This window comes from Nonomuraea mangrovi, from assembly GCF_042681425.1.
In the GTDB taxonomy this organism is placed as follows: Bacteria; Actinomycetota; Actinomycetes; order Streptosporangiales; family Streptosporangiaceae; genus Nonomuraea; species Nonomuraea mangrovi.
In genome coordinates, this window is the sequence record NZ_JBHUFV010000047.1 from 288,230 (window position 1) to 310,866 (window position 22,637).

General features: G+C 71.2%; 17 protein-coding genes. 10 read left to right on the forward strand and 7 right to left on the reverse strand.

Annotation, left to right across the window (positions count from 1 at the left end; all coding sequences use genetic code 11):
* Positions 1-52 precede the first annotated feature (52 nt).
* The 3 genes from ACFSKW_RS31490 to ACFSKW_RS31500 are packed head-to-tail and all read left to right on the forward strand — an operon-like array spanning position 53 to position 3,029.
* Positions 53-910 (forward strand): hypothetical protein, encoded by an 858-nt coding sequence (locus ACFSKW_RS31490; protein ID WP_379576104.1) that lies wholly within the window; start codon positions 53-55, stop codon positions 908-910.
* Between the two features lie 42 nt (positions 911-952).
* Entirely contained in the window at positions 953-2,323 is a 1,371-nt protein-coding gene (locus ACFSKW_RS31495; protein WP_379576105.1) for an MFS transporter, read from the forward strand.
* Positions 2,271-3,029, forward strand: a complete 759-nt coding sequence (locus ACFSKW_RS31500) for a class I SAM-dependent methyltransferase (protein WP_379576106.1) — start codon at positions 2,271-2,273, stop codon at positions 3,027-3,029. The genes ACFSKW_RS31495 and ACFSKW_RS31500 overlap by 53 nt, the downstream gene beginning before the upstream one ends.
* Here ACFSKW_RS31500 and ACFSKW_RS31505 read toward each other — a convergent pair.
* From ACFSKW_RS31505 to ACFSKW_RS31515, 3 genes are read right to left on the reverse strand one after another with little or no spacing between them, the layout of a single operon-like run.
* Positions 3,022-5,559, reverse strand: coding sequence for an ABC transporter permease (locus ACFSKW_RS31505; RefSeq protein WP_379576107.1), 2,538 nt, complete (start codon positions 5,557-5,559; stop codon positions 3,022-3,024). The two genes, ACFSKW_RS31500 and ACFSKW_RS31505, sit on opposite strands and share 8 nt — an antisense overlap.
* Complete coding sequence (locus ACFSKW_RS31510; protein ID WP_379576108.1) at positions 5,556-6,251, reverse strand: ABC transporter ATP-binding protein; 696 nt, start codon at positions 6,249-6,251, stop codon at positions 5,556-5,558. The genes ACFSKW_RS31505 and ACFSKW_RS31510 overlap by 4 nt, the downstream gene beginning before the upstream one ends.
* On the reverse strand, positions 6,248-6,760 hold the full coding sequence (locus tag ACFSKW_RS31515) for a PadR family transcriptional regulator (RefSeq protein ID WP_379576109.1): 513 nt from the start codon (positions 6,758-6,760) through the stop codon (positions 6,248-6,250). Before ACFSKW_RS31515 ends, ACFSKW_RS31510 begins: the two co-directional genes overlap by 4 nt.
* Before the next feature lie 80 nt (positions 6,761-6,840).
* On the opposite strand from ACFSKW_RS31515, the gene ACFSKW_RS31520 reads away from it, so the two are divergent.
* Positions 6,841-7,392 (forward strand): FHA domain-containing protein, encoded by a 552-nt coding sequence (locus ACFSKW_RS31520; protein ID WP_379576110.1) that lies wholly within the window; start codon positions 6,841-6,843, stop codon positions 7,390-7,392.
* Positions 7,349-7,531, forward strand: a complete 183-nt coding sequence (locus ACFSKW_RS31525; RefSeq protein WP_379576111.1) for a hypothetical protein — start codon at positions 7,349-7,351, stop codon at positions 7,529-7,531. The genes ACFSKW_RS31520 and ACFSKW_RS31525 overlap by 44 nt, the downstream gene beginning before the upstream one ends.
* A 216-nt stretch (positions 7,532-7,747) precedes the next feature.
* Here ACFSKW_RS31525 and ACFSKW_RS31530 read toward each other — a convergent pair whose 3' ends face one another.
* Positions 7,748-8,533 carry a MerR family transcriptional regulator gene (locus ACFSKW_RS31530; protein WP_379576112.1) on the reverse strand — a complete coding sequence of 262 codons (786 nt, stop codon included), beginning with the start codon at positions 8,531-8,533 and terminating at the stop codon, positions 7,748-7,750.
* Positions 8,534-9,030: 497 nt separating this feature from the next.
* Positions 9,031-10,590, reverse strand: coding sequence for a serine hydrolase domain-containing protein (locus ACFSKW_RS31535; protein ID WP_379576113.1), 1,560 nt, complete (start codon positions 10,588-10,590; stop codon positions 9,031-9,033).
* 579 nt (positions 10,591-11,169) lie between these two features.
* Here ACFSKW_RS31535 and dacB point away from each other — a divergent pair.
* The gene (gene dacB / locus ACFSKW_RS31540; RefSeq protein ID WP_379576114.1) at positions 11,170-12,717 is read left to right on the forward strand and encodes a D-alanyl-D-alanine carboxypeptidase/D-alanyl-D-alanine endopeptidase; all 1,548 of its coding nucleotides are present in this window, start codon (positions 11,170-11,172) and stop codon (positions 12,715-12,717) included.
* 285 nt (positions 12,718-13,002) lie between these two features.
* On the opposite strand, the gene ACFSKW_RS31545 is transcribed toward dacB, so the two are convergent.
* On the reverse strand, positions 13,003-13,341 hold the full coding sequence (locus ACFSKW_RS31545; protein ID WP_379576115.1) for a transposase: 339 nt from the start codon (positions 13,339-13,341) through the stop codon (positions 13,003-13,005).
* Positions 13,342-13,455: 114 nt separating this feature from the next.
* On the opposite strand from ACFSKW_RS31545, the gene ACFSKW_RS31550 reads away from it, so the two are divergent.
* Positions 13,456-14,310, forward strand: a complete 855-nt coding sequence (locus ACFSKW_RS31550; RefSeq protein WP_379576116.1) for an NAD(P)H-binding protein — start codon at positions 13,456-13,458, stop codon at positions 14,308-14,310.
* A gap of 1,046 nt (positions 14,311-15,356) precedes the next feature.
* Positions 15,357-16,214, forward strand: a complete 858-nt coding sequence (locus ACFSKW_RS31555; protein WP_379576117.1) for a CAP domain-containing protein — start codon at positions 15,357-15,359, stop codon at positions 16,212-16,214.
* A gap of 461 nt (positions 16,215-16,675) precedes the next feature.
* On the opposite strand, the gene ACFSKW_RS31560 is transcribed toward ACFSKW_RS31555, so the two are convergent.
* On the reverse strand, positions 16,676-20,131 hold the full coding sequence (locus ACFSKW_RS31560; protein ID WP_379576118.1) for a BTAD domain-containing putative transcriptional regulator: 3,456 nt from the start codon (positions 20,129-20,131) through the stop codon (positions 16,676-16,678).
* A 93-nt stretch (positions 20,132-20,224) separates the two neighbouring features.
* Between ACFSKW_RS31560 and ACFSKW_RS31565 the strand changes: the two genes are divergently transcribed.
* Entirely contained in the window at positions 20,225-20,974 is a 750-nt protein-coding gene (locus tag ACFSKW_RS31565; protein WP_379576119.1) for an SDR family oxidoreductase, read from the forward strand.
* A 1-nt stretch (position 20,975) separates the two neighbouring features.
* Positions 20,976-22,604: an MFS transporter gene (locus tag ACFSKW_RS31570; RefSeq protein ID WP_379576120.1), complete on the forward strand. Its 1,629-nt coding sequence runs from the start codon at positions 20,976-20,978 to the stop codon at positions 22,602-22,604.
* The last annotated feature ends 33 nt before the right edge of the window (positions 22,605-22,637 follow it).

Genomic DNA, 22,637 nt, shown 5'->3' on the forward strand with positions numbered 1-22,637 from the left:
TTTCTTCGCTATTAGCCTGATAAGCCGTGGGCTACTACCTATCGTTCACCATATGAGCATCGGGAACCCCGCTCTCGCCGACGTGCTCGTCCAGCACGGCAGTCCGCACCTGCTGCTGGCCGCACTCGCCGATGGGGGAATCCTGGTCGCCGTGCGCCCTGACCGCTCCGTCGTCCTGGGCACGACCCAGGTCGGCGACCGGGTCCTGCTCGGCTACACCGGGCCGGACACCTACGCACGGCACCGGGGTGGCCATTCGTTGTCGGCCTGCGACGCCGACACCATCCTCGACATCCAGCGTGTCACCGGCGTGCGGGAGATCGTGATCGACGCCGCAGGCCCCGCCGCGGCAGCCGTACCGATCGAGGATCTCCAGCGCTTCCTGCTGTCGACGCGGACGGGACCGCAGCCGGTGCTGTCCGGGGCGATGCCCACGGCGTACGCGACGGGCGCCATGGCCGCGGTCTCGCGCGGCGGCTCGGTGCTGCAGAGCGCGCCGCCCGTACAGGTCGCCCCCGCGCCGCAGTCGTGGATCCCCGCACCGCGCCCCCACCTGTCGGGGCCGATGCAGCAGGTGGATCCCGGCTACCGCCGCTGCACCCACCCCATCCTGCCCGCGCTGCGGGGCGCGATCGCCCTGCTGCTCGTCGACTACCCGCTGGTCCACCACGTGTGGATCTCCGAGGCGCGCACGGCGTCGGGCGCTCCCGGGATCATGCTGCACGTCAAGGTCCACATGTCGGCCGCCGAGGACGTCGTACGCGACCTGCACCGCGGGGTGCGCGCGAAGCTGCCCCAACTGGCGGCCAGCGAGGCGCCGATCCTGATGGCGCGGGTGGCGGACGCGCGCAGCGAGCGCAGGATGGTGGAGTTGGGCGCGCATGTGGTGTGCGCCGACGTCACGGACTGATTGGGCCTACCGACCAAGAGCTCGCTCGGTTTGAATGAGCCCGTGATCGTCTCCACCCGGGTGCGGCTCGGTTACGGCGTGGGCTCCTTCTGCACGGCCACCTTCGGCGCCGTGCCGGGGCTGCTCCTGCTGTTCTACATGACCAACTTCCTCGCCGTGCCCGCGTGGCTCGCGGGGCTGGTCGTGGCCGCGCCCAAGGTGTGGGACCTGGTCGTGAACCCGCTGGTGGGCCGGTGGTCCGACCGGACGGTGTCCCGGATGGGCCCGCGCAGGCCCTGGATGCTGGCGGGCGCCTGCACGCTGCCGCCGGCCTTCGCCGCGCTGTTCGCCGGCCCCCCGCTCACCGGCACACCCGCCGCGATCTACGTCGCGGCGGTGTTCCTGATCGCCGCCACCGCGTACGCGCTGTTCGAGGTGCCGTACAAGGCGATGCCCGCCGAGATGACCGGCGACTACCACGAGCGGACCGCGTTGCTGCAGTGGCGGATGGTCTTCATCGGCGCGGCCACCGTGGTCAGCGGCATCGTCGCCCCGGCGATCGTCAACAGCCAGGGCGACGGAGGCACCCTGGCCAGCTACCGGCTGATGGGCCTGACCGTCGCGTTCGTGATGCTGGCCGCCATGCTCGGCTCCTTCTTCGGCACGGCCCGCGCCCCCATGACCGGCGCCCCCGAACCCGACGGCGGCTCGCTGTGGTCACAGTTCGCCGTCGTGCGCGGCAACCCCTCGTACGTGTGGCTGCTGGCGCTGAGCTGCACGCAGTTCCTGGCCGTCGGGGTGATGCTGGCGGCGGGACCGTACTTCGCCACGTACGTTCTCGGCGACCCCAAGGCCACCAGCACGCTCTTCGCCGCGCTGATCGGGCCGATCCTGCTCACGATGCCGCTGTGGGTCAAGCTGTCCAAGCGCTACGACAAGCGCGGGGCGATGCTCATCGCCGGCCTGATCTTCGCCGGCGGTACGGCGGCGGCCACCGCCACACCGCTGTTCGGCGGCCTGTTCGCGCACCTCATGCTGCTGGTCGTGGGCATCGGGTTCGCGGGCGCCCAGCTCCTGCAGTTCTCGATGCTGGCCGACGTGATCGCCTTCGACGCCGCCACGACCGGCAAGCGGAGGGCGGGGGTCTTCACCGGGTTGTGGACGGCGATCGAGAGCGCCGTGAGCGCGTGCGGCGCGTTGATCTTCGGCGGGGTGCTGACCTTGGGGGGATTCGTGTCATCTGATCCGGGAAGGCCGGTGGCGCAGTCCGATTCCGCCATCACCGCCGTGCTCCTCGGTCAAACAGCCGTGCCAGCCTCCATTATTTTTCTTGCCGTTCTCATGACGTTCCGTTACCGATTGACAGCGGAGCATGTTCTCCATGACCCGCTCGAGTCTTCTACATCAGGCGAGATACGCCCTTCGGCACCCTGACAGAGTCATCCCCCACGCGCGGCGGCTCACCAGGGACCTGTGGCTCAGGCTCCAGAGCCGCGACCACGTCGACTACTACAGGGCGGTGATGCGCTCGGACACCGAACGCAATCCCGACCGCGCCGTCGGCTCCAAGAGCCGGGAGAAGTGGCTGAAGATCGGAAAGGCGCAGTTCGACTACCTCGTCCAGCACGGCCTGAGCCCCGAGCACCGCATGCTGGAGATCGGCTGCGGCAACCTGCGGGCCGGGCGGCTGTTCATCGACTACCTCTCGCCCGGCCACTACTACGGGATCGACATCTCGCCCGACATCCTGTTCGCCGCCCAGCAGACGCTGGCCGACTACGGCCTGCAGGACAAGCTCCCCCGTCTGACCCCTGTTCACGACCTGCGTTTCAGCTTCCTCCCCAGCGAGCACTTCGATGTCATCCACGCCCACAGCGTCTTCTCCCACTCCCCGCTGCACGTGATCGAGGAGTGCTTCGCGAACGTGGGACGAATCATGAAGCCCGGCGGCTGGTTCGACTTCACCTTCGACAGGACGCAGGGCAAGGAGCACCACGTCCTGCGCGAAGACTTCTACTACCGCACCGAGACGCTCGTGGAGCTGGCCGGACGGTACGGCCTGACGGCGACGTTCATGGAGGACTGGGAGCTGCTGCCGTACAAGCAGTCCAAGATCCGCGTGCGCCGCGCCGTCAGGTGAGGCGGCGGGTCAGGGTCAGCGTCCCTGTCCGCGCGAACGCTCCGGCGACCAGCGCGGCCAGCAGCGGCAACCCGATCACCACGACGCCGACCAGCGACCACGGCACGGCGATCGTCGCCGGGCCGGGGTCCTGCCGGACCATGAACGGGCCGAAGCCCAGGGCGGTGCCGCCTGCGGTGGTCATCACCCAGGCCAGCGCCACACCGGGGACGACGCCTGCGACGGCGCCCACCAGCGCGCCGAGGCCCGCGATGTAACCGGCCTGCCCCGCGACCACCAGCCGGCCCGTCTTGGCGGGCGCGCCCACCGCCGAGACGGTCGCGAGATCGGGTCGCATGTCCGCGGCGGCCAGAGCCGTCGCCACGAACGTGCCGCCGAGCACCAGGATGAGCGCGCCGCCCATCAGCACGAGCAGCGTGCCGTCGATGTCGCTCTGGAAGCCGCTCGCCACGCCGGCGCCCGCGTACGGACTGACCACCGAGAGCTCCCTGTGGAGCCGCTCGATGTCCGGTACCGGATGCCGCGTGAAGAGCTCACGCTCCTGGAGCTTCCAGCCCTGCGCCGTCACCGCCGCCGGCGGCAGCAGGGCACCGCCCAGCCGCGGATCGGAGGCCTTGACCACGACGGCGGGCACGACGAAGCCCTTGTCGTCGACGGATCTGCGGTAGCCGCTGGCGTTGAGGGAGAGCATCCCGTTACGCGCCAACGCGGGGTCGAAGACCACCGCCTTTCCCGCGGCGAGCGCGGCGCCCGCCGCCGGGTCGTGCCTGCCCAACATCACGTCGAGCACCCCCTGATCACCGATCTGCAGGTTGAAGAAGACGCCCCTGGTGCACTCTCGGCACGTGATCGGCACCCTCGGGAGCAGGGCGACCGACTCCCCTGCGGCCGTGGTCGCCTGGTAGCCACTCGCCAGCGTGACACCGGGAAGCAACCTCGCCGCGGTGGTACGGATCTTCGCCCATTCGGCGTCGTCCGCGTTGGCCGCGGTGATCGACAGCGTGCCGACCGGCGTGGGGGCGCGGTAGGAATCGCGCTGGTCGACGTACTGGCTGTTGACCCCGATGCCCGCGGCGACCGCCCCGGCCGTCGCCGTCATCACGGCCGCCACCGCCGATGCCGTACGCACCCGGTGGCGGACGGCGTCACGGACGCTCAGCCGCAGCGTGAGCGGTAGCCGTACGGCGAGCCGCCCGGTGAACCTGACCAGCCACGGCATCACCGCGACCATCCCGAGCTGCCCGAGCACGGCGGCCGCGAAGATCCACACCTCCTCCGTCCTGGACGCCGCCACGCTCGCCACGACGCCCGCCGCCAGCAGGACCAGTCCGAGTACGGGCTTGCCCGTCCTGTCGCGGGCGGCACCCGAGCGTCCGGACAGCACGGCCGCGGTGTCCTGCCGCGCCGCCTGCAGCGCGGGGACCAGGGCCGCCACCATCCCGCTGAGCGACCCGAGCGCCGCGACGCCCAGCACCTGCCACCAGGGCACCTCCGCCGGGCCCACCGAATCCGACAGCAGCGGGACGAGCAGCAACCCGGTCGCGCTACCGACGACGGCGGCCGGCACCGCGGCGGTTCCGCCCAGCAGCAGGCCGTCGGCCAGCACGATCGCCCGCAGGTGCGCCTTCGAACCGCCCTGGGCGGCGATCATGGCAAGCTCGGTCCTGCGCCGCCGCAGCCCGATCGCGAAGGCGGGTCCCGCCAGCAGAGCCGTCTCCGCCACCACCATGAACACCACGAGAGCGACCGCGAGCACCTGCGTGGACGTCATCATCGACATCAGTGGATCGTCGTCGGCGGTGAGGGAAGAGAGTCCGACGAGACCGACCTCGTTCAGGCGCCTCGTGTCCGACAGCGTCGCGGGAGACGGAGTGTCGGCGAGCCAGCCGGTGCCCTGGCCGTCGCGCTTGTCCAGCAGCAGCACACCCCGGCTGCCGACGACCTCCATGTGCTCGGTGTTGAACGGGTAGGACACCACGCCCACCACCCGCACGGGACGGTTCGCGCGGGTGACCTTGATCGTGTCACCGGGACGGAACGGCATGGCCCGCGTCACCACGACCTCGTCGGGGCCGGCCGGGTAGCGCCCCTCGACCAGTGGCCGCACGCCCCTGGCCAGGGGATCGCGCAGGTCGATCTCCACGGCGGCGACATGCTCGTACTGGTCGGCACGCCAGACGTCGACACTGCCCTCGTCGAAGCCGATCAGTCTGGTGCCCGGCTGGAGCCTCGCCGCGACCTCCGCCGTGGTCGTGGGCTGGGCGCGTTTCGGCTTCGAGTCCTCGGGACCGGGGAGGCCGCTGTCGCCGTACTGCTCCGTGATCTCGCTGTAGGGGGTCGTCTTGATCCGCAGGTCGGCCGCGCCCAGATCTCTGACCAGCCCCTCCTTGACCGTCACGTCGGCCGTCGCGGCGAACGTGAGCAACCCCGTGATCACCAGCACCGGCAGGCCGATCATGACCATGATCAGTGCGGTGCGCCCCTTGGCTCTGACGGCGTCCCGGCGCGAGATGCGCAGTGCGACCCTCATCGCGCGCTCACCGCCGGCGCGGTCGTCTCGTCGGCGATGCGCCCGTCGCGCAGGAACACCACCCTGTCCGCCCATCCCGCGTAACGCGACTCGTGGGTGACCAGCAGCACCGCCGCGCCCGCCTCGCAGCGGCTGCGCAGCAGTTCGAGGATCTCGTCGCCGGTCGGCGTGTCCAGCGCGCCCGTCGGCTCGTCGGCCAGGATCAGCCGCCGCTCGCCGACCAGTGACCTGGCGATCGCGATGCGCTGGCGCTGCCCGCCCGAGATCTCGTCGGGGAACCTGTCGGCCAGATGCGGCAGGCCGACCTCGCCCAGCACCGCCAGCGCCTCCTGCCTGGCGTCGCGGGCCCGCACGCCGTCGAGCTCGCGGGGGAGCATGACGTTCTCCACCGCGGTCAGCGACGGGATGAGGTTGAGGTCCTGGAAGACGTAGCCGACGCTCCTGCGCCGCAACGCCGCCAGGTCCTTGACCGTCGACAGGTCGACCCCGTCGACCACGACCGTGCCGCCGGTGGGGCGGTCCAGGCCGCCCGCGAGGTTGAGCAGCGTCGACTTGCCCGACCCCGAGGGCCCCATGACCGCCACCAGTTCCCCCACGCCGACCTCCAGGCTGACGCCCTTCAGCGCGTGAACCGCGGCTTCTCCTTCTCCGTGCACGCGCGCCACGTCCTTCAGCGCCACCACACGCTTCATACCCCTGCCTCCTTGAGTACGGCCTCGCAGTGGTCGAGCCATCGCTGCTCGGCCTCGGCCTGAAAGATCATCGAATCCAGCACGAGACGCTGGGCGGGGCCGGCAGAGCTGGCGCGCTTCGCTCTGGTCAGCTCCTGCAGGGTGCGCATCGTGGCGGTTCGCTGGCGTTGGACGACCTTGGCGACGTCCACGTCCTTGGCTGTGACGGCCATCGCGAGTTTGATGACCAGCTCGTCCCTCGGCCGGTCGGACTGGGCGACGGGGGTGCCGAACCATCGCTCCATCTCCGCCCGACCGGCCTCGGTGACCGTGTAGACGACCCGGCCCTGCTCGTCCTCTTCCCCTGAGGCGACCAGGCCGTCTCGCTCCATGCGGGAAAGCGTCGTGTAGACCTGGCCGATGTTGAGCGGCCAGGTCGCCCCCGTCGACGCCTCGAACTCCGCACGTAGTTGATAGCCATATCTGGGGCCCTGGCTGAGCAACGCCAGGAGCCCGTGTCGGATCGACATGAATACTGAGTATGCATACTCAGTATGCCCCCTTCAAGGTTTTCTGGACAGGAAACGCGGTTCGGGCCGATACTCGGGGCATGAGCTCGACGCAACCCCCATTTCGCGCATCCGATGGGGAACGTGATCGCGCCATCGACGAGCTCCGCGACCGCGCCGTCGAGGGGCGTCTGAGCCACGACACGTTCGTGGGCCGAGTCGATCAGGCGCTGCGGGCGCGCAGCCGCCACGAGCTCGACGACCTCGTCGCCGACCTCCCCCCGCGCAACACCTTCAGACAGCGGCTGACCGACGTGGTCGCCTCGGTCTCGGAGCTCACCACCCGCCTGCAGTCCGCCTGGCGCAAGCCGCGGCTGCCGCGGCTCGCGCTACCCGAGGACAGCAGGCTCCGGTACGTGGTGGGCCGCGGCTCCGCCTGCGACCTGGTACTGGCCGACCTGACCGTGTCCAGGGTGCACGCGGAGCTGCGCAAGGGCGACGACGGGTCGTGGATGCTCGTCGACCTGGGGTCACTGAACGGCACCCGCCTCAACGGGTGGCGGCTGGTCGGCCCGGCGCGGGTCCGCTCGGGCGACGAGATCTCGTTCGGTGACGTGGGGTTCCTGGTGTCCAGTACGGCAGGCACCCGATAGGCCACCGCCCGTCATCTCGCCCGCGCACGGCGAGAACATCGACTTCTTCGGCGCGATCGAGGTCGACACCGACGCCGAACTCGCCCGGCTCGGCCTGACCGGCTACCGGCCCCTGCGGGTCCGCGACACGCTGTTCTGATCCGCGCCCCGACCCGGACACGGTACTGATCGTGGGCGGCACCCCCGGCGTGAGGCCGTGCAGTCGCCCCAGCGGTGTCTGTGGGCAGACCTCCGGCCGGTCGCCGGTCCGAAGGACCGGAGCACGGCGCGGTCAGCGGGCGCCCGGTCTGGGGATGCGGTCAGCGGGCGCCAGGTCTGGGGATGCGGTCAGCGGGCGCCAGGTCTGGGGATGCGGTCAGTGGGCGTCCAGTCTGGGGATGCGGATGCCGGCGGCGCGGAGCTTGGCCTCGAAAAGCGCGGCCAGCCGCGCCGCGGCCGGAGTCTGCTCTTCGCCGTGGTGGGCGATCAGCGTGTACCGGGCCGCGGCCTCGGTGCGGGCTTGCAGGCCGGTCACGGTCTTCAGCAGTGCGGGGTTGGCGAGGTAGTGGTCGGCCACGGCGGTGGCGAGCTCGGCGATGCGGGGGTCGTCCGGTTCCCAGGCTCCGGCTTCGGCTGCGCGCCTGGTCAAGGCGACGAGCCGGGTGTCTTCGAGGGCGTGCTCGAAATGGGTGAGGTAGTCGTCGAAGCCTTCGGGGACCAGGGCCTTGGCCAGCACCCAGCCCTCCCTGGTGGCCGCCACCTCGTCCGCGGGGAATCCGAGGCCGAGCATCCGCTCCAGCAGCGCCACAGCGCGGTCGGGCAGCAGAGCCCGGTTACCATCGGCGAGCCGATGCAGCGTGTCACGCCGCGCGATCAACTCCTCGATCCGTTCGGTGAGCTGGCGCTCGACGTCGGCGAGCGCGGCGGCGAACAGCGTGGCATCGGCGTCGAGCAGGGGCCCGATCTCGGCCAGCGGCACCCCGGCGGCGGCCAGCGTCCGTACCTGCACCAGCCGCAACAGATCGTCCGATCCGTACCGCCGGTAGCCGGAGCTGTCGCGTTCCGGCTCCTCGACCAGGCCGAGCTTGTGGTAATGCCGCACCGTCTTCACCGTGACGCCGACGAATGCCGCCGCCTGCCCGATCGTGACTTCGTTCCTCATCTGCACAGCCTGCCTTGTGCTCGAGCTCGGCGACCACACACCACGGCCGAGCATATGGACGGGCCACGCCGAGCCCGTAGAGCTCGGCGTGGCCCCGTTCGCGTTGTCCCTGATGTACGACCGGAAGGGCTCGGCGTGACCCCGGCCCGCGCTCTCCCTCACACACGACCGGAAGAGCTCGGCACGACCCCGGCTCGCGTCCTCCCTCACACACGACCCGAAGAGCTCCACGCGACCCCGGCCCGCGCTCTCCCTCACACACGACCGGAAGAGCTCCACGCGACCCCGGCCCGCGTCCTCCCTCACACACGACCCGAAGAGCTCGGCGTGGCCCCGGCCCGCGCTCTCCCTCACACACGACCCGAAGAGCTCCACGCGACCCCGGCCCGCGTCCTCCCTCACACACGACCCGAAGAGCTCCACGCGACCCCGGCCCGCGTCCTCCCTCACACACGACCGGAAGGGCTCGCCCCTCAAGGCGTACAGGTCGCAGGTGCTCAGTCCGTCGGCTGAGCCGGATCGGCCTGCCCACCGCAGAACACCTCGTTGACGAGCCTTTGCTGGGCGTTCTGGAATGCTGTCGCGATGGACAGGTCGGCGTCGTCCACGCAGTTCAGCGCGGCGGTCAGGGTCTTGCTGCCGTCGGGGGTGCTGTACATCAGCGCCGCGTGGCCCACGGCGGCGCCGTTGTGGGAGATGACGGTGCCGCCGCCGTCCGTCTTCACCACGAACACTCCCAGGCCGTAGTCCATGTTCGGGATGCCCGTCGGGTGTGGGGTGCACATCTCGGCCAGCAGCGGGGCCGGCAGGAGCCTGCCGCCCAGCAGCGCGGAGATGAACGTGTGGAGGTCCTGGGTGGTCGAGATCATGTCGCCGCCGCTGGAGATCCATGAAGGGTTCTGGCGGGTGATGTCGATCGTCTTCTGCTCGCCGGCGTCCTCGTACCGGTAGTAGGCGTGGGCGTGCGGCTCGGAGATCTCCGCCGAGGCGTCCGGCACCACGGTGCCCGACAGCCCGAGCGGCCCCAGGATCAGCCGCCGCATCTCCTCGGCGACCGAACGGCCGGTGACCTTCTCGATCAGCAGCCTGGCCAGCACGTAGTTGGTGTTGGAATAGCTCCAGCCCGTCCCCGGCTCGAACCGCGCAGGCTTGGACAACGCCAGCTCCACCAGTTCCTGCGGCCGGTAGGTCGTGAACCGGTTGTCCATCCACTCTTTGCCCGTGGTGCCGTAGGGGATGGGGATCCCCGGCGCGATCGTCCCGTCGTCGTAGACCTCGCCGCTGAAGTTGAACACCCCGCTGGTGTGCTGCAACAACATCCGCACCGTGATCCGCTCGTCCAGCCCGAACTCGGGCAGGTAGTCCGCCACCGGGGTGTCCAGCCCGACCTTGCCCTCGGCCACCAGCTGCAGCACCAGGGTCGCGATGAAGGTCTTGGTGTTGCTGCCGATCCGGACGTGCCCGTTCGTCGGCGGCTTCGCGGCCCCGCCCAGCTCGGCCGCCCCGGCGCTGCCGACCCACTCGCCCCGCTCATCGTGCACGCGCAGCGACACCCCGACGAAACCGGAATCGACGATCTCCTCGATCGCCTTCTGCAGCTCCGGACGGTCCTGCCCGGCAGCAGCCGCCGGCGCAGCCCCGCTGTCCGCAGTGGCCACCCCGGCGGCGTCGAGGGCGGCGGTGATCTTGCGGGCCATCTCGGTCGTGGTGGCGCTGGGCTGGTCCGGGTAGCCCTGGGCGGCTTCGATGGCGAGGAGGATGGTCATGCGGAAGTTGTCGGCTTCTGCCGGAGCTTGCTTGCCGAGCAGCTTCATGGCTGCGGTCAGGGCCGGCAATACCCGGTCGGCGAGTTCGGCGACGGTCTTGCCCTTTAGTTCGATGTCCTTGGCCTTCGCGGCGAGCACGTGCCCGACCAGACCGGTCGCTGAGGTCAGGGCGATGGAGGCGTTCGTGGCGGCCTTGTGGGGCGAGCCGGTGGCGGCGGCCATCAGCGACACGGCGCCGTACGCGGCGGTCCGCAGGGTGCTCTTGTCCTGGCCGGAAAGGGGGAGGGACATGGTGGTTTGCTCCTTCAAATCTGTTATGTCCGGTCGGCGTCGTGCCGCTGCGAGGAGCTTCCACCCTGACCCAAGGTCAACCTCAACCATGATCTAGCTCACAGCGAATCTTGGGGTTCGGGACAACTTCTGGAGCAGGACGCCGTCCCCGTCGAGTGACAGTCGCATCTCGCACGAGTCCGGGGCGTTCCGTAAGCGATCCAGTCGGCCACCCCTGGCCTCGTAGACCAGCCCGCAGCATGTATGCAGTCCACCGTCTGCAGCCTTCCGGACACCGGCATCCCACGAGCGCACCGTTCAGTCCGGCACCCCTGGCCTCCCGAGACCGGCCTGCAGTATGTATTCAGTCCACCGTCTGCGGTCTTCTGCAGACCGTCTCCCGAAGCCTGTACGCAGTCTCGGTCGCCCGCAGAAACGATGCCCATCGTCGGACTGAACACGGCAGAATCCCGACCGCGGAAGTGGACGGACCGGTGGGACACCTGCAGCGGGCCAAAGATACGGAAATTTGCGGATTGCGGGGAGAGAGCGGCGCTCCCATGATCCCTGCGAGACCTAGTACGCACCCTGGAGACCTCCATGCGTCGCACCCCAGCCTCACTCGTCGCCGGCGCGCTCGTCGCCGCCCTCGCGTGGGCGTCCAGCCCTGTCTCTCCCGCCACCGCCGCCGACCCCTCCCCCGGCGTCGCCGACCTCACCCAGGATCTCAACCAGATCCTCAGCGACTCCCGCCTGGACATCGGCCGGGCCGGCGTCGTCGTCAAGAGCGCCAGCACCGGCGAGGAGCTCTACTCGACCGACGCGGGCAAGCTCATGACCCCCGCCTCCAACACCAAGCTGTTCACCTCCGCGGCAGCGGCGGAGGTGCTCGGGCTCGACTACCGCTTCACCACCAGCGCGCTGGCCGCCGGCCGTACCATCGGGTCGGTTCTCAAGGGCGACCTGGTGCTGCGCGGCACCGGCGACCCGACCATGCTTGCCACCGACTACGACGCGCTCGCCGCCGCCGTCGCCGCGAAGGGCATCAAGCTCGTCACCGGCAAGCTGGTCACCGACGACACCTGGTTCGACGCGGTACGGCTCGGCCAGGACTGGGCGTGGGACGACGAGACCGCCTACTACGCCGCCCAGATCTCCGCGCTGACCGCCTCGCCCGACAGGGACTACGACGCGGGCTCGGTGATCGTCTCCGTCGCGCCCGACGGCGACAAGGTCAAGGTCAGCACCACCCCCGAGACCGACTACGTGAAGATCGTCAACAACGCCACGGTCGGCGCCTCGACGGACGTGCTCATCGAACGCCAGCACGCCACCAACACGATCGTCATCACCGGCACCGTCGCCGGGCCGTACGACGAGTGGGTGGCCGTCGACAGCCCGACCGGCTACGCCGCCTCCCTGTTCCGCAAGGCGCTCAACGCCCACGGCGTCAAAATCCTCGGCTCCACGGTCAACAGAGCCCCCGAGGGCGCGACCGAGCTGGCCAAACACGAGTCGATGCCGCTGAGCGAGCTGCTGGTGCCGTTCATGAAGCTCAGCAACAACATGCACGCCGAGATCCTCACCAAGGCCATGGGCCGCAAGGTCGCGAACCAGGGGACCTGGTCCGCGGGACTCAAGGCCACCTCGGACTTCGCCAAGGCGAACGGGGTCCAGATCCTGAACCTGCGCGACGGCTCGGGCCTCTCCCGCCGCGACGGCGTCACCGCGACGTCGATCACCCAGCTGCTGCTGTCGGTGCGGGGCAAGCCGTGGTTCAAGACCTGGTACGACGCGCTGCCCATCGCGGGCAACGCCGACCGCTTCACCGGCGGCACCCTGCGCAGCCGGATGCGGGGCACGCCTGCCGCGAACAACGTCCACGCCAAGACGGGATCGCTGACGAGCGTCACGTCGCTGTCCGGGTACGTCACGAGCGCCGAGGGCGAGCCGCTGGTGTTCTCGATCATGCTGAACCAGTACCTGTCCGGGTCGCCCAAGGACATCGAGGACAAGATCGCGGTACGGCTGGCGAAGTTCAGCCGCACTACGCCCGACACCGCCGCCCAGCTCCGCACCGACGACAGTCCCGCCTCCTCGGAGGGCGGCGACCTGGAGTGCTCGTGGCTGAAGCCCGTCCAGTGCTGACCCGCTGACCACGCGCTTCCACCGCGTCAACGGCCCGCCTGGTTCGCCCAGGCGGGCCTTCCGCTTTCTCGGGACCCACCCCGGCACCCCGGCACCCCGGCACCCCGGCACCCCGGCACCCCGGCACCCCGGCACCCCGGCACCCCGGCACCCCGGCACCCCGGCACCCCGGCACCCCGGCACCCCGGCACCCCGGCACCGGAGTGTCCGTCCGCCCGGCGGCGTTGTCACGTGGACGAATGGGCGGATTGCCCCGATTTGGCGAATGTCTCGTTTAGTGATTTCTCAGGTGTGATCACGGAGCGACGCACAGTCACGGATCGCCCGCGTCCAGTCGGCGAGCACCGGGTCGGACGCCGTCGCCTCGTGCAGGTTCCCCCACAACCCGGCCCGCGTCCACCGAGCGAACCACCGATGCGCCGTGGGCACCGTCACCCCGAACGAACGTGGCAGATGCTGCCACGCGCACCCGCTCGTGACCACGTACACGACCGCCACCATCACCCTGCGCGCGTCGGTCGCCGCCCTGCCACCACCCTGGGGGCGCACCCGCTGCCCCGGCATGAGCGTGCTGGCAACCGCCCACATCTCGTCCGGGACCAGCCGCTGAGCGAGCGCCTCCATGCCGGTGATCCTCTCGCATGGGCTCTGACCTGCCAAATGAGACATAGGCCCATGTGCGGACCAGGGCTTTCCGGGGTTACCTTCACCGCCTCACCGACGAAAGGAAGAAGATCCATGAGGATCCTCGTGACGGGCGCGACGGGCGCGGTCGGCCGGATCGTGGTCGACAGGCTGCTCGCGGCAGGGCACCAGGTGCGGGCCCTGACCAGGAACCCGTCGGCCGCCGCACTGCCTCGCGCGGCCGAGGTCGTGGCGGGCGACCTCACCGACGCCTCCGCGTTCTCCGCCGCGTTCGAAGGGGCGGACAGGACCTACTACCTGCCTGGCGTCCTCGACGCCGACCTCGCGACCAAGCAGGCCGCCGCCTTCGTGACACAGGCGGCCAGGGCGGGGGTGACCCGCGTCGTCGACATGACGAGCGCGGCCGTGACGATCCGGCGGCCGGGCAGTTTCGAGATGCTGCGCGACGTGGAGCGCGTCATCGAGGGGTCCGGGCTGGAGTGGACTCATGTACGGCCGGGCGAGTTCGCCATGAACAAGCTCGACATGTGGGGCGAGTCGATCCGCAGCGAGGGCGTGGTGCGCAGCGCCTTCCCTGACGCGCTCGGCGTTCCCATCCACGAAGCCGACATCGCGGACGTGATCGTCGCCGCTCTTCTCGAGGACGGCCACGCCGGGAACGCGTACACGCTGAGCGGACCCCTGGCGCAGACCCACCGCGAGCAGGCGGCGGCGGTGGGCGAGGGCCTGGGCAGGCCGCTCCGCTTCGAGCCGCTGACGTACGGGCAGGCCCGCGCCGCCTACATCATGGCGGGGTTCCCGATGGACATCGCCGAGTACATCCTGGGCTACCAGGCCGAGTACGCGGAGGAACCGCCCGAGGTCTCGCCGGACGTCGAACGAGTCCTCGGCCGACCCGCCCGCCCCCTGTCCCGGTGGGCATCCGACCACATGGCCGACCTGACCTGACCTGACCCAGCCGCCCGAGGCTACGCGGGGGCGGTGATCGCGTTCGGAAGAAGCCTGGCTTTTCCGTAACGGCGCCCGGCCACGGACGCTCGGTGATGCGTATCCCTGGATGGAGGCCGGCCACGCGCCCAGGGTGGCGCGTGGCACGGCCTGCCGTAACGGATGGATGTCCAGCCGCGAACAGCCCGGGCCCGTACGGGCCACAGAGGCCGCACAAGGAGCGGTCCGGCACGAACCGATGGAAACCCCCGAACGGCGGCGCAGAGCATGCGAACCGATCGACGTCCACTCATGGAGGGACGGAAACCAACCGATGGAAACCCACTGAACGCCGACGAAGGCTCACTCAAGGAGGGGCCGACACGAACCGGCGGAAAACCACCGAACAGCTGTGCAGAGCATGCCAGCCGAGCGACACCCGGCAGACACGAAGCGATGGAAACCCCGAAGGACAGCGGCGGGGAGCGTGCGAGCCGACGGAGGCGCCTGGAGGGGCCCGGCACGAGCCGATGGACGCCGCCGGACGGGGCGGGGCGCGGCCGAACCGACGGACGCCGCCGAAGGACGAGGCGGGGCCCGGCACGAGCCGATGGACGCCGCCGAAGGACGGGGCGGGGCGCGGTCGAACCGACGGAGGACGGCCTGAGGATCGTGTGGGTCGCCGTCGCCGGTGGAGAACGTTCCAGGGGAACGCGACCTGAGCGAACCGGTGAAGAGCCTACCGGAGAACGTCTGACCTGCAGCGACTTGTGGAACCGTCCAAGCGCTCGCGGCCTGCCGAGGTCCGGGAGTCCTCCGCACGATACCCGCTCAAGAACCACTGCCGACGGTGGAACGGGATGGAGTCGGGGTGCGTCGGATGGAACAGAGATCGAAGAGCCTTAGACGCGCAGGTAGGGCACATGGTTCACGCGCGACTGGAGAGATCTTTGTTACGAAAGGGACACATGGAGCCCCAGATTTTCGTGGTTTTTTCGTGACATTTGGGTTCTGTGCACACCAGAATGCCTCTTCGACCCAGTGTCTAACCCCCAACGGAGGACAACGTGCGCAGACAGCTCCAGGCACTCGCCTGCCTCGGAAGTCTGGCGGCATTGAGCACTCCGGTCACCGCCGCACATGCGGAGACCCAGCCGAACTCCTGCCGCGTTGTCGCGGCCAAGCCATACCTCGACACCAACGGCGTCGTCAGGGGCGGCGCCGCCCGGACGGGCTGCGACGACCAGGCGCGGCTGCGCGTCCGCATCGTCGAGGTGCGGCCGGGGCCCGACCGGCTGCTCAAGAGCGGTTCGCAGCTCGTCACCAACGGCCGGGTCGTGGCCGGTGTCCGCTGCAGTGACGTGCCCCGCCGCCTCTATGTGACCGCGACCGACTACCGGGGCAACGCGCGTCGCTCCGGCGTGGCCGTGCTGTCCTGCGACAGCGTCCCCACGCCCACGCCCACGCCGACCACCTCCCCCACGGCGACCCCCACCACCACGGCGACGCCGACCCCGACCCCGACGAGCACGCCCACCGGTGGCGGCTCCACCGTCGAGGACGAGGTCGTCAAGCTGACCAACGCGGAGCGCGCCTCCGGCGGCTGCAAGCCGCTCACCCACGACCCGAAGCTGCATGCCGCGGCCGAGGGCCACTCGGCGGACATGGCAGCCAAGGGCTACTTCGACCACACTTCCCCCGACGGTCGCAACCCCGGCGACCGCATCAAGGCGTCGGGCTTCTCGCCCGTCACCGCTTGGGGCGAGAACATCGCCAAGGGCCAGCGCACCGCCGCCGACGTGGTTCGGGGCTGGATGAACAGCCCTGGGCACCGCGCGAACATCATGAACTGCAACTACACCCACATCGGCGTCGGCCACGACTCGAAGGGCCCGCACTGGACCCAGGTCTTCGCCCGCCACTGACGCCACTCCCCCGCGTCGGGTCAACCCACCGCCCCACCCGACGCCAGCGGGCCCGCCGCGCCTCCCCCTCCGCACGAGGGAGCCGCAGGCGGGCCCGCGCCTTTTCCCGCACACCGCACGCCAGGGACCGAGACCAGGGGGACCTGGGAAACACCGACCCAGGTTCCGAGAGCCGCAAACCCGGGAGTGCGAGGACCCACCGCCCCCGGGTGCCGAGGACCACCAACCCCTAACAACCCGGGAGCCCGAGGACCTACGGGCCCGGATTCCGAAACCACCGACGCCCAACAACCCCGGGGGCTCCGAGAGCCGGAAACCCGGGAGCCCGAAGACCCACGACCCGGATCCCGAGGACCACCGGCTTCCGACAACCCTCGAGTTCCGAGGATCCGACGACTTGGGAGTGCGGGGACGCGACGCCTGCCCCGGTCAGCCAGCCCCCCAGACGTGCGGGCGTGGCCTCACACGGCGGCCGGTTCCCGGGCGCCTGTCCTGAATTCGGCCAGGAAGTTCTCCTCGTCGAGCGCCTCGACGCACCGGGCCGTGATCCGCTCGACGTCGCCCCGCTCGGCCGCGGGCAGCGGCCTGCCCACCGATTCTCTCGCCGCCGCGGCCGACCCGAGCAGCCTGGCCGCTTGCCGATGGTCGCCCGCCAGCGACGCCGCCCCCGCCATCCCCTCCAGCGCCAGCGCGATCGCCCGAGGGTCGGAGGTGGCGCCGGCGTGGGCGTGGCCCTCGCGGTGGAGGGACATGGCCAGCTCGGCATCACCTCGCAGCTCGGCGATGAACCCCAGTTCGGCCAGCAGCAGGGCGGCCCCCGACTCGCCCTCCACCTTCGTGATCCAGTCGAGCCAGGTGCGCAGGTGCTTCTCCGCCGCGTCGAGCCTGCCCTGCCGCCTGGCGCTCAGCGCGAGACCGACCTCGGCGAACTGCTGGGCGTACGGGTGCGCGTGCGTCGCCGCCAGCCGCCTTGCCCGCTCGTGCAGGTCGTCGGCCCTGGCGTAGTCGCCCTTCAACAACGCGATACGGCCAAGCCCCGACATGCTCCTGGACACCTCGAACCACAACTCCAGCTCCTCGGCCATCGCCAGACCCTGGGAGTGGAGCGCCGCCGCCCCGTCGTAGTCGCCACCGATCTCCGCGAGCATCGCCAGCGGCTCGACCGCCTGCAGGACGCCCCAGTGGTCGTCGAGCTCCTCGAACAGTGCCGCGCTCCGCTTGCCGTCCCGCTCGGCGGCGGCGAAATCGCCCCTGATCATGCCGTGGACCGCACGGGCGGCCAGCGCGGCCGCCGTGCCCCACCGGTCGTCTAGTGTCTCGAACGTCTCCAGCGACCTGCCGACCAGCTTCTCGCTGCAGGCCAGGTCGCCATGGCCCCAGGTGGTGAACCCGAGGAACCACTGTGCCCTCGCCAGGGCCTCGGCGTCTCCGGCCGCTTCGAGTACGGCGAGCGCGGACTCGGCCCGCTGCCCGACGTCGACGGCGATGCCCAGCCGCATCGTCAGCCCCATCTCCCAGATCTCGGCCTGCGCCCTGAGCGCCGCGTGCCCCTCGCTCAGAACGCCCCGATCCGACGAGCCACGAATCGTCCCGCCATGACCCGCCCCACTGGAAACCGCCCCACCCGAAACCGGCCCGTCAACGGCCCACCCGCCGTCATCCGGCCCGCCCCCGCCCGGCCCACCGTGGATCGCCCCACCCCCGATCGGCACACCACCGGCCGAGACACCTCCGGCCGAAACACCACCGGCCGAGACACCTCCGGCCGAAACACCACCGGTCGACACACCACCGGCCGAGACACCACCGATCGGCACACCGCCGGTCGTGACACCGTGAGCCGGCTGCGGCTCGTCTCTGACGGACAGCGCCAGAGCCAGCGCCCTGCGGCCCTCGTCGAAGCGGCAGCGCAGCAGGAAGTACCTGGCCATCGCGTTGGCCAGGCGCAGCGCGGTCTCCGCCGAGCCCTGCTCCGCCGCGGTCTCGAGCGCGGTGCGGAGGTTGGCGCTCTCGGTGTCGAGTGTCGCCAGCCGGCGCGCCTGCCCCTCCGCCCGCCGCTCGCTCCCCTCCGCGAGAGCGAGGTAATGGCGGGCGTGGCGACGCCGTACACAGTCGAGCTCCCGCTCCTCCTCCATCCGCTCCAGGCAGTAGGCGGCCACCGACTCCAGCAGGCGGTAGCGGATTCCCTGCGCTCCTGACACGGTGACGACCAACGAGCGGTCGACGAGCCTGGCCAGCAGGTCGAGCACGTCGGCGGGGCGCACACCCTCTCCCGAGCACACCGCCTCGGCCGCCTCAAGCGTGCAGCCGTCGGCGTGGACGGCCAGGCGGCGCAGTACGACCCGCTCGGCCCCGGTGAGCAGCTCCCAGCTCCAGTCGATCATCGCGCGCAGCGTCTGCTGCCTGGCGGGCGCGTCGCGCCTGCCCGCCCCGAGCAGGCGGAACCTGTCGTCGAGCCGCTCGGCGAGCTGGGCGGGGCTGAGCACCCTCATGCGCGAGGCGGCGAGCTCCAGCGCGAGCGGCAGCCCGTCGAGGCGGCGGCAGACGGCCGCGACCGCCTCCGCGTTGTGCTCGTCGAGGGCGAACCCCGGCGCGGCCGCGGCCGCCCGCGCCGCGAACAGTCGCACGGCGCTGGAGGCGGCCGGGTCGCCCGTGCCCGAGGGCAGGTCGAGTGGCCGCACGGCCCACAGCCGCTCGCCGTCGATGGCCAGCGCCTCCTGGCTGGTGGCCAGGATCCGAAGCGAGGGCGCCGACCTCAGCAACGTCTCGGCCACGGCGGCGACCTGGTCGACGACGTGCTCGCAGTTGTCGAGCACGAGCAGGGCGCGCTTGGCGCGCAGTACGTCGACGAGCCGCTCGGTCGCGTCGGCGCCACGCTTGCCCGCGGCCCTGTCGTCGCGGACGCCCATCACCGCGGCGATCGCGTCGACGACGCCGACGGTGGCGGGCCGAGCGCCCAGCTCGACCAGCCAGACCCCGTCGGGATGCGCTCCTTCGAGCCGCGCCGCCACCTCCAGCGCGAGCCGGGTCTTGCCGACCCCTCCTGGGCCGGTCAGCGTGACGAGCCTGTGGGCTTCGACCAGCGAACGCACCTCGGCCGTCGCGCTCTCCCTGCCGATCAGGCCGGTCATGGGCACGGGCAGGTTGGTGCGCGTGGTGGGCGCGGCGTCGAGCGCGGGATCCTGTTCCAGGATCGCCTGGTGGAGCGCCACCAGTTCGGGCCCCGGATCGAGGCCGAGCTCCTCGGCCAGCAGGGCGCGCAGGCGGGCATAGCTGTCGAGCGCCTCGCTCTGCCTGCCCGCGCGGTAGAGGGCGCGCAGGTGGACGGCCCGCAGCCGCTCGCGGAGCGGATGCTCGCCCACCAGGTCGGCGAGCTCGGCAGCGAGCAGGGCGTGTTCGCCGAGCGCGAGCCTCGCCTCGGCCTGCTCCTCGATCGCCACCAGGCGCCGCTCGGCCAGGCGGGCCCGTGCCGGCCCGACGAACGCCTCGTCCGCGACGTCGGCGAACGGCTCGCCCCGCCACAACGCCAGCGCGTCGGCCAGCAGCGCCACCTTGGTGGCCGGGTCGTCGCTGGCGTGGGCCCGCTCGGCGAGCGTCTCGAACCGGTCGGCGTCGAGCGCACCCGGCTCCACCCGCAGCGCGTAGCCGGCGGGGGCGAAGGCAAGCCGCTGCCTGCCGTCCTGCTCCGCCTCCTCCAGCACCCTGCGCAGCTGGGACACCTTGACCCGCAGCGCCGCCGCCGGCTTGCCCGGCGGGCTGTCCCCCCACAGGTCCTCGATCAGGCGGTCGGCGGAGACCGGCCGCCCGGCGTGCGCGAGCAGGTCTGCCAGCAGCGCGCGGACCTTCGCCTCGGGTATGCGCAGCGCACGCCCCTCCGTCGACCAGACCGCCAGCGGGCCGAGCACCCCGAATCGCATGTCGCTCAAGCTAACAAAGGCCACCGACGATTTCGGAACGGCTACGGGATCGCCATAAGCCACTCATAACTGCCCCTCTCCAGGCTCATCTCCATGAATCCCAGCAAGCGAGCAGTGGTCACCGGCGGCACCCACGGCATCGGCCTCGCCGTGGTGAAGGCGCTCCTGGCCGAAGGCGCCGAGGTGGTGCTCACCGGCAACAACGAGAAGAACGTCGAGGCCGCGAGGAGCGAGCTCGCCTCCGGCAGGGCGCACGTCCTGCGCTCGGACGCCGGCAGCATGGCCGACATCGAGGCCCTCGGCCGCTACGTCGAGAGCACGCTCGGCCGGGTCGACTTCGTCTTCGTCAACGTCGGATACGCCGAGACGGGCCCCATCGAGGGGGTCACCGAGGCCGCCTACGACAAGATGTTCGCGATCAAGACCAAGGGCGCGTTCTTCACCACGCAGCGCCTGCTGCCCCTGGTGAGCAAGGGCGGCTCGTTCGTGTTCACCACCGCGGTCCTCGACGGCCTCGGCTACGCGGACACCAGCGTCGCCACCGGGACGGTGACCGCCGTCAGAGGGTTCGCCAAGTCGTTCGCCGCCGAGTTCCTCCCGCGCGGCATCCGCGTGAACGTCATCAGTCCCGGCTTCACCCAGACCCCCAGCATGGGCTTCGCGACGATGACCGAGGAGGAGAAGGCGGCCAACCAGCGGCTCGGCGAGGACCTCACGCCGATGAGCAGGCACGCCTCGCCCGAGGAGATCGCGGCGGCCGTGATGTATCTCGCCTTCGACGCCACCTTCACCACCGGCACCGTCCTGCACGCCGACGGCGGCCTCGGCCAGGTCATGGCCTGACATGACCAGCAGCCGTTGGAGGGCGCTGCCCATCCTGCTCGTCGCCGCGTTCGTCACCACGCTCGACTTCTTCATCGCCAACGTCGCGCTGCCCGCCATCCGCGCCGACCTCGGCGCGGGCGAGTCAGCGACCCAGCTGGTGATCGCGGGCTACGGCCTGGCCTACGCGGCCGGTGTGATCATCGCGGGACGGCTCGGCGACATCCACGGCGCGCGCCGGGTCTTCCTCACGGGCCTCGCCCTGTTCACGCTGGCCTCGGCCGCGTGCGGGGCGGCGCAGGGCCCGGCGTTCCTGGTGTCGGCGCGGATCCTGCAGGGCTGCGCGGCGGCCCTGATGGCACCGCAGGTGCTGACGCTGATGAGGGCGCTCTACCAGGGCGCCGACGGGGCGAAGGCCTTCGGCTGGTACGGCACGGCCGTCGGCCTCGCGGGCGTCGGCGGTCAGGTCATCGGCGGCACGCTGGTCGCGACGGACCTGGCAGGGCTGGGGTGGCGCACGTGCTTCCTGATCAACGTCCCGATCGGCGTCCTCGCCCTCGCCTGCGCCCACCGCCTCCTCCCCGGCCCTCTCGCCGGCCCGGGCAGCCCTGCCCTCGAAAGCGCCGGCACGCGACCCCGCGCACCGCACGAAGCAGGCCCCAAGGCGGCCGGGAGGCTCGCCGACCTCTCGGGATGCCCGGCGCGCGCGGCCCGCGAGCCGGTTCGCCGCAGGCTCGACCTGGTGGGCGCGGCCATGATCGCCACAGGCCTGGTGGCTGTCGTCTTCCCGCTCGCGCACGGCAGGGAAGCCGGATGGCCCGCCTGGTCATGGGCCTGCCTGGCCGCCGCGCTCCCCCTGATGGCCGCGTTCGTCGCCAGGCAGAGGCGCCTCGACGATCCCCTGCTCGATCTGGGCGTGTTCAGGAACCGCGGGTTCGTGCTGGGGCTGGCCGCCGTGGCGCTCCTGTTCGGGACCTCGTCGGGCCTGTCGTTCCTGCTGGCCCTCTACCTTCAGGACGGCAGAGGGCTGGCCCCGGTGGCCTCGGGCGCGGTGTTCACGGCGGTCAACGCCGGATTCTTCGCCGCCTCGCTCGTCACCAGGCGCGGCACCGGCTCCCGGACGGGCCGAAGGCTTCCCGTGGCGGGCGCCCTCGCACTCACCGCGGGGCTGCTGTGGAACTTCCAGGCGGCCGGCGGACCGCCGGCCGCGCTGCTCCCCGGGCTCTTCACGGCCGGGGCAGGGATGGGCCTGGTGATGTCACCGCTGCTGTCGATGACCCTGTCCTCGGTACGGCAGGCGCACGCGGGCGCGGCGGCCGGCGTGCTGGGAACCGTGCAGGAGGTGGGCGGCGTCCTCGGCGTCACCGTGGTCGGCGCGGTGTTCTTCGGCGGGCTCGACGCCGCCGGCTGGACGGACGCGGCCAGGGCGGGACTCGCGGTGCTGGTGGTGGCGGCGCTGGGGGCCTCGGTGCTGATCTGGCGACTGGTGGAGACGGGCGCCGCGGTCCGTGACGGCGAGCGGCCACACGCTCCCGAGGAGCGTCCCCTGGACGGAGGCCCGCCGGTGACCGCGGAGGCGCCGGAGCCGGCTTGCCGTCAAGACGAAAGAAGGGAGAGCGGCGCGGACCTGGTCGGCGCCTCCCACCGATGACCGGACAGTGAGCCGCACCTCGCCGGCGCCGCC

Excerpts from the sequence above, each read along its gene's own strand:
- ACFSKW_RS31500 (WP_379576106.1), top strand. The coding sequence starts at position 2,271 with ATGACCCGCTCGAGTCTTCTACATCAGGCGAGATACGCCCTTCGGCAC.
- ACFSKW_RS31545 (WP_379576115.1), bottom strand. The coding sequence starts at position 13,341 with ATGGAGGCGCTCGCTCAGCGGCTGGTCCCGGACGAGATGTGGGCGGTT.
- ACFSKW_RS31560 (WP_379576118.1), bottom strand. The coding sequence starts at position 20,131 with ATGCGATTCGGGGTGCTCGGCCCGCTGGCGGTCTGGTCGACGGAGGGG.
- ACFSKW_RS31550 (WP_379576116.1), top strand. The coding sequence starts at position 13,456 with ATGAGGATCCTCGTGACGGGCGCGACGGGCGCGGTCGGCCGGATCGTG.
- ACFSKW_RS31505 (WP_379576107.1), bottom strand. The coding sequence starts at position 5,559 with ATGAGGGTCGCACTGCGCATCTCGCGCCGGGACGCCGTCAGAGCCAAG.
- ACFSKW_RS31515 (WP_379576109.1), bottom strand. The coding sequence starts at position 6,760 with ATGTCGATCCGACACGGGCTCCTGGCGTTGCTCAGCCAGGGCCCCAGA.
- ACFSKW_RS31510 (WP_379576108.1), bottom strand. The coding sequence starts at position 6,251 with ATGAAGCGTGTGGTGGCGCTGAAGGACGTGGCGCGCGTGCACGGAGAA.
- ACFSKW_RS31535 (WP_379576113.1), bottom strand. The coding sequence starts at position 10,590 with ATGTCCCTCCCCCTTTCCGGCCAGGACAAGAGCACCCTGCGGACCGCC.
- ACFSKW_RS31490 (WP_379576104.1), top strand. The coding sequence starts at position 53 with ATGAGCATCGGGAACCCCGCTCTCGCCGACGTGCTCGTCCAGCACGGC.
- ACFSKW_RS31530 (WP_379576112.1), bottom strand. The coding sequence starts at position 8,533 with ATGAGGAACGAAGTCACGATCGGGCAGGCGGCGGCATTCGTCGGCGTC.
- dacB (WP_379576114.1), top strand. The coding sequence starts at position 11,170 with ATGCGTCGCACCCCAGCCTCACTCGTCGCCGGCGCGCTCGTCGCCGCC.
- ACFSKW_RS31565 (WP_379576119.1), top strand. The coding sequence starts at position 20,225 with ATGAATCCCAGCAAGCGAGCAGTGGTCACCGGCGGCACCCACGGCATC.
- ACFSKW_RS31520 (WP_379576110.1), top strand. The coding sequence starts at position 6,841 with ATGAGCTCGACGCAACCCCCATTTCGCGCATCCGATGGGGAACGTGAT.
- ACFSKW_RS31570 (WP_379576120.1), top strand. The coding sequence starts at position 20,976 with ATGACCAGCAGCCGTTGGAGGGCGCTGCCCATCCTGCTCGTCGCCGCG.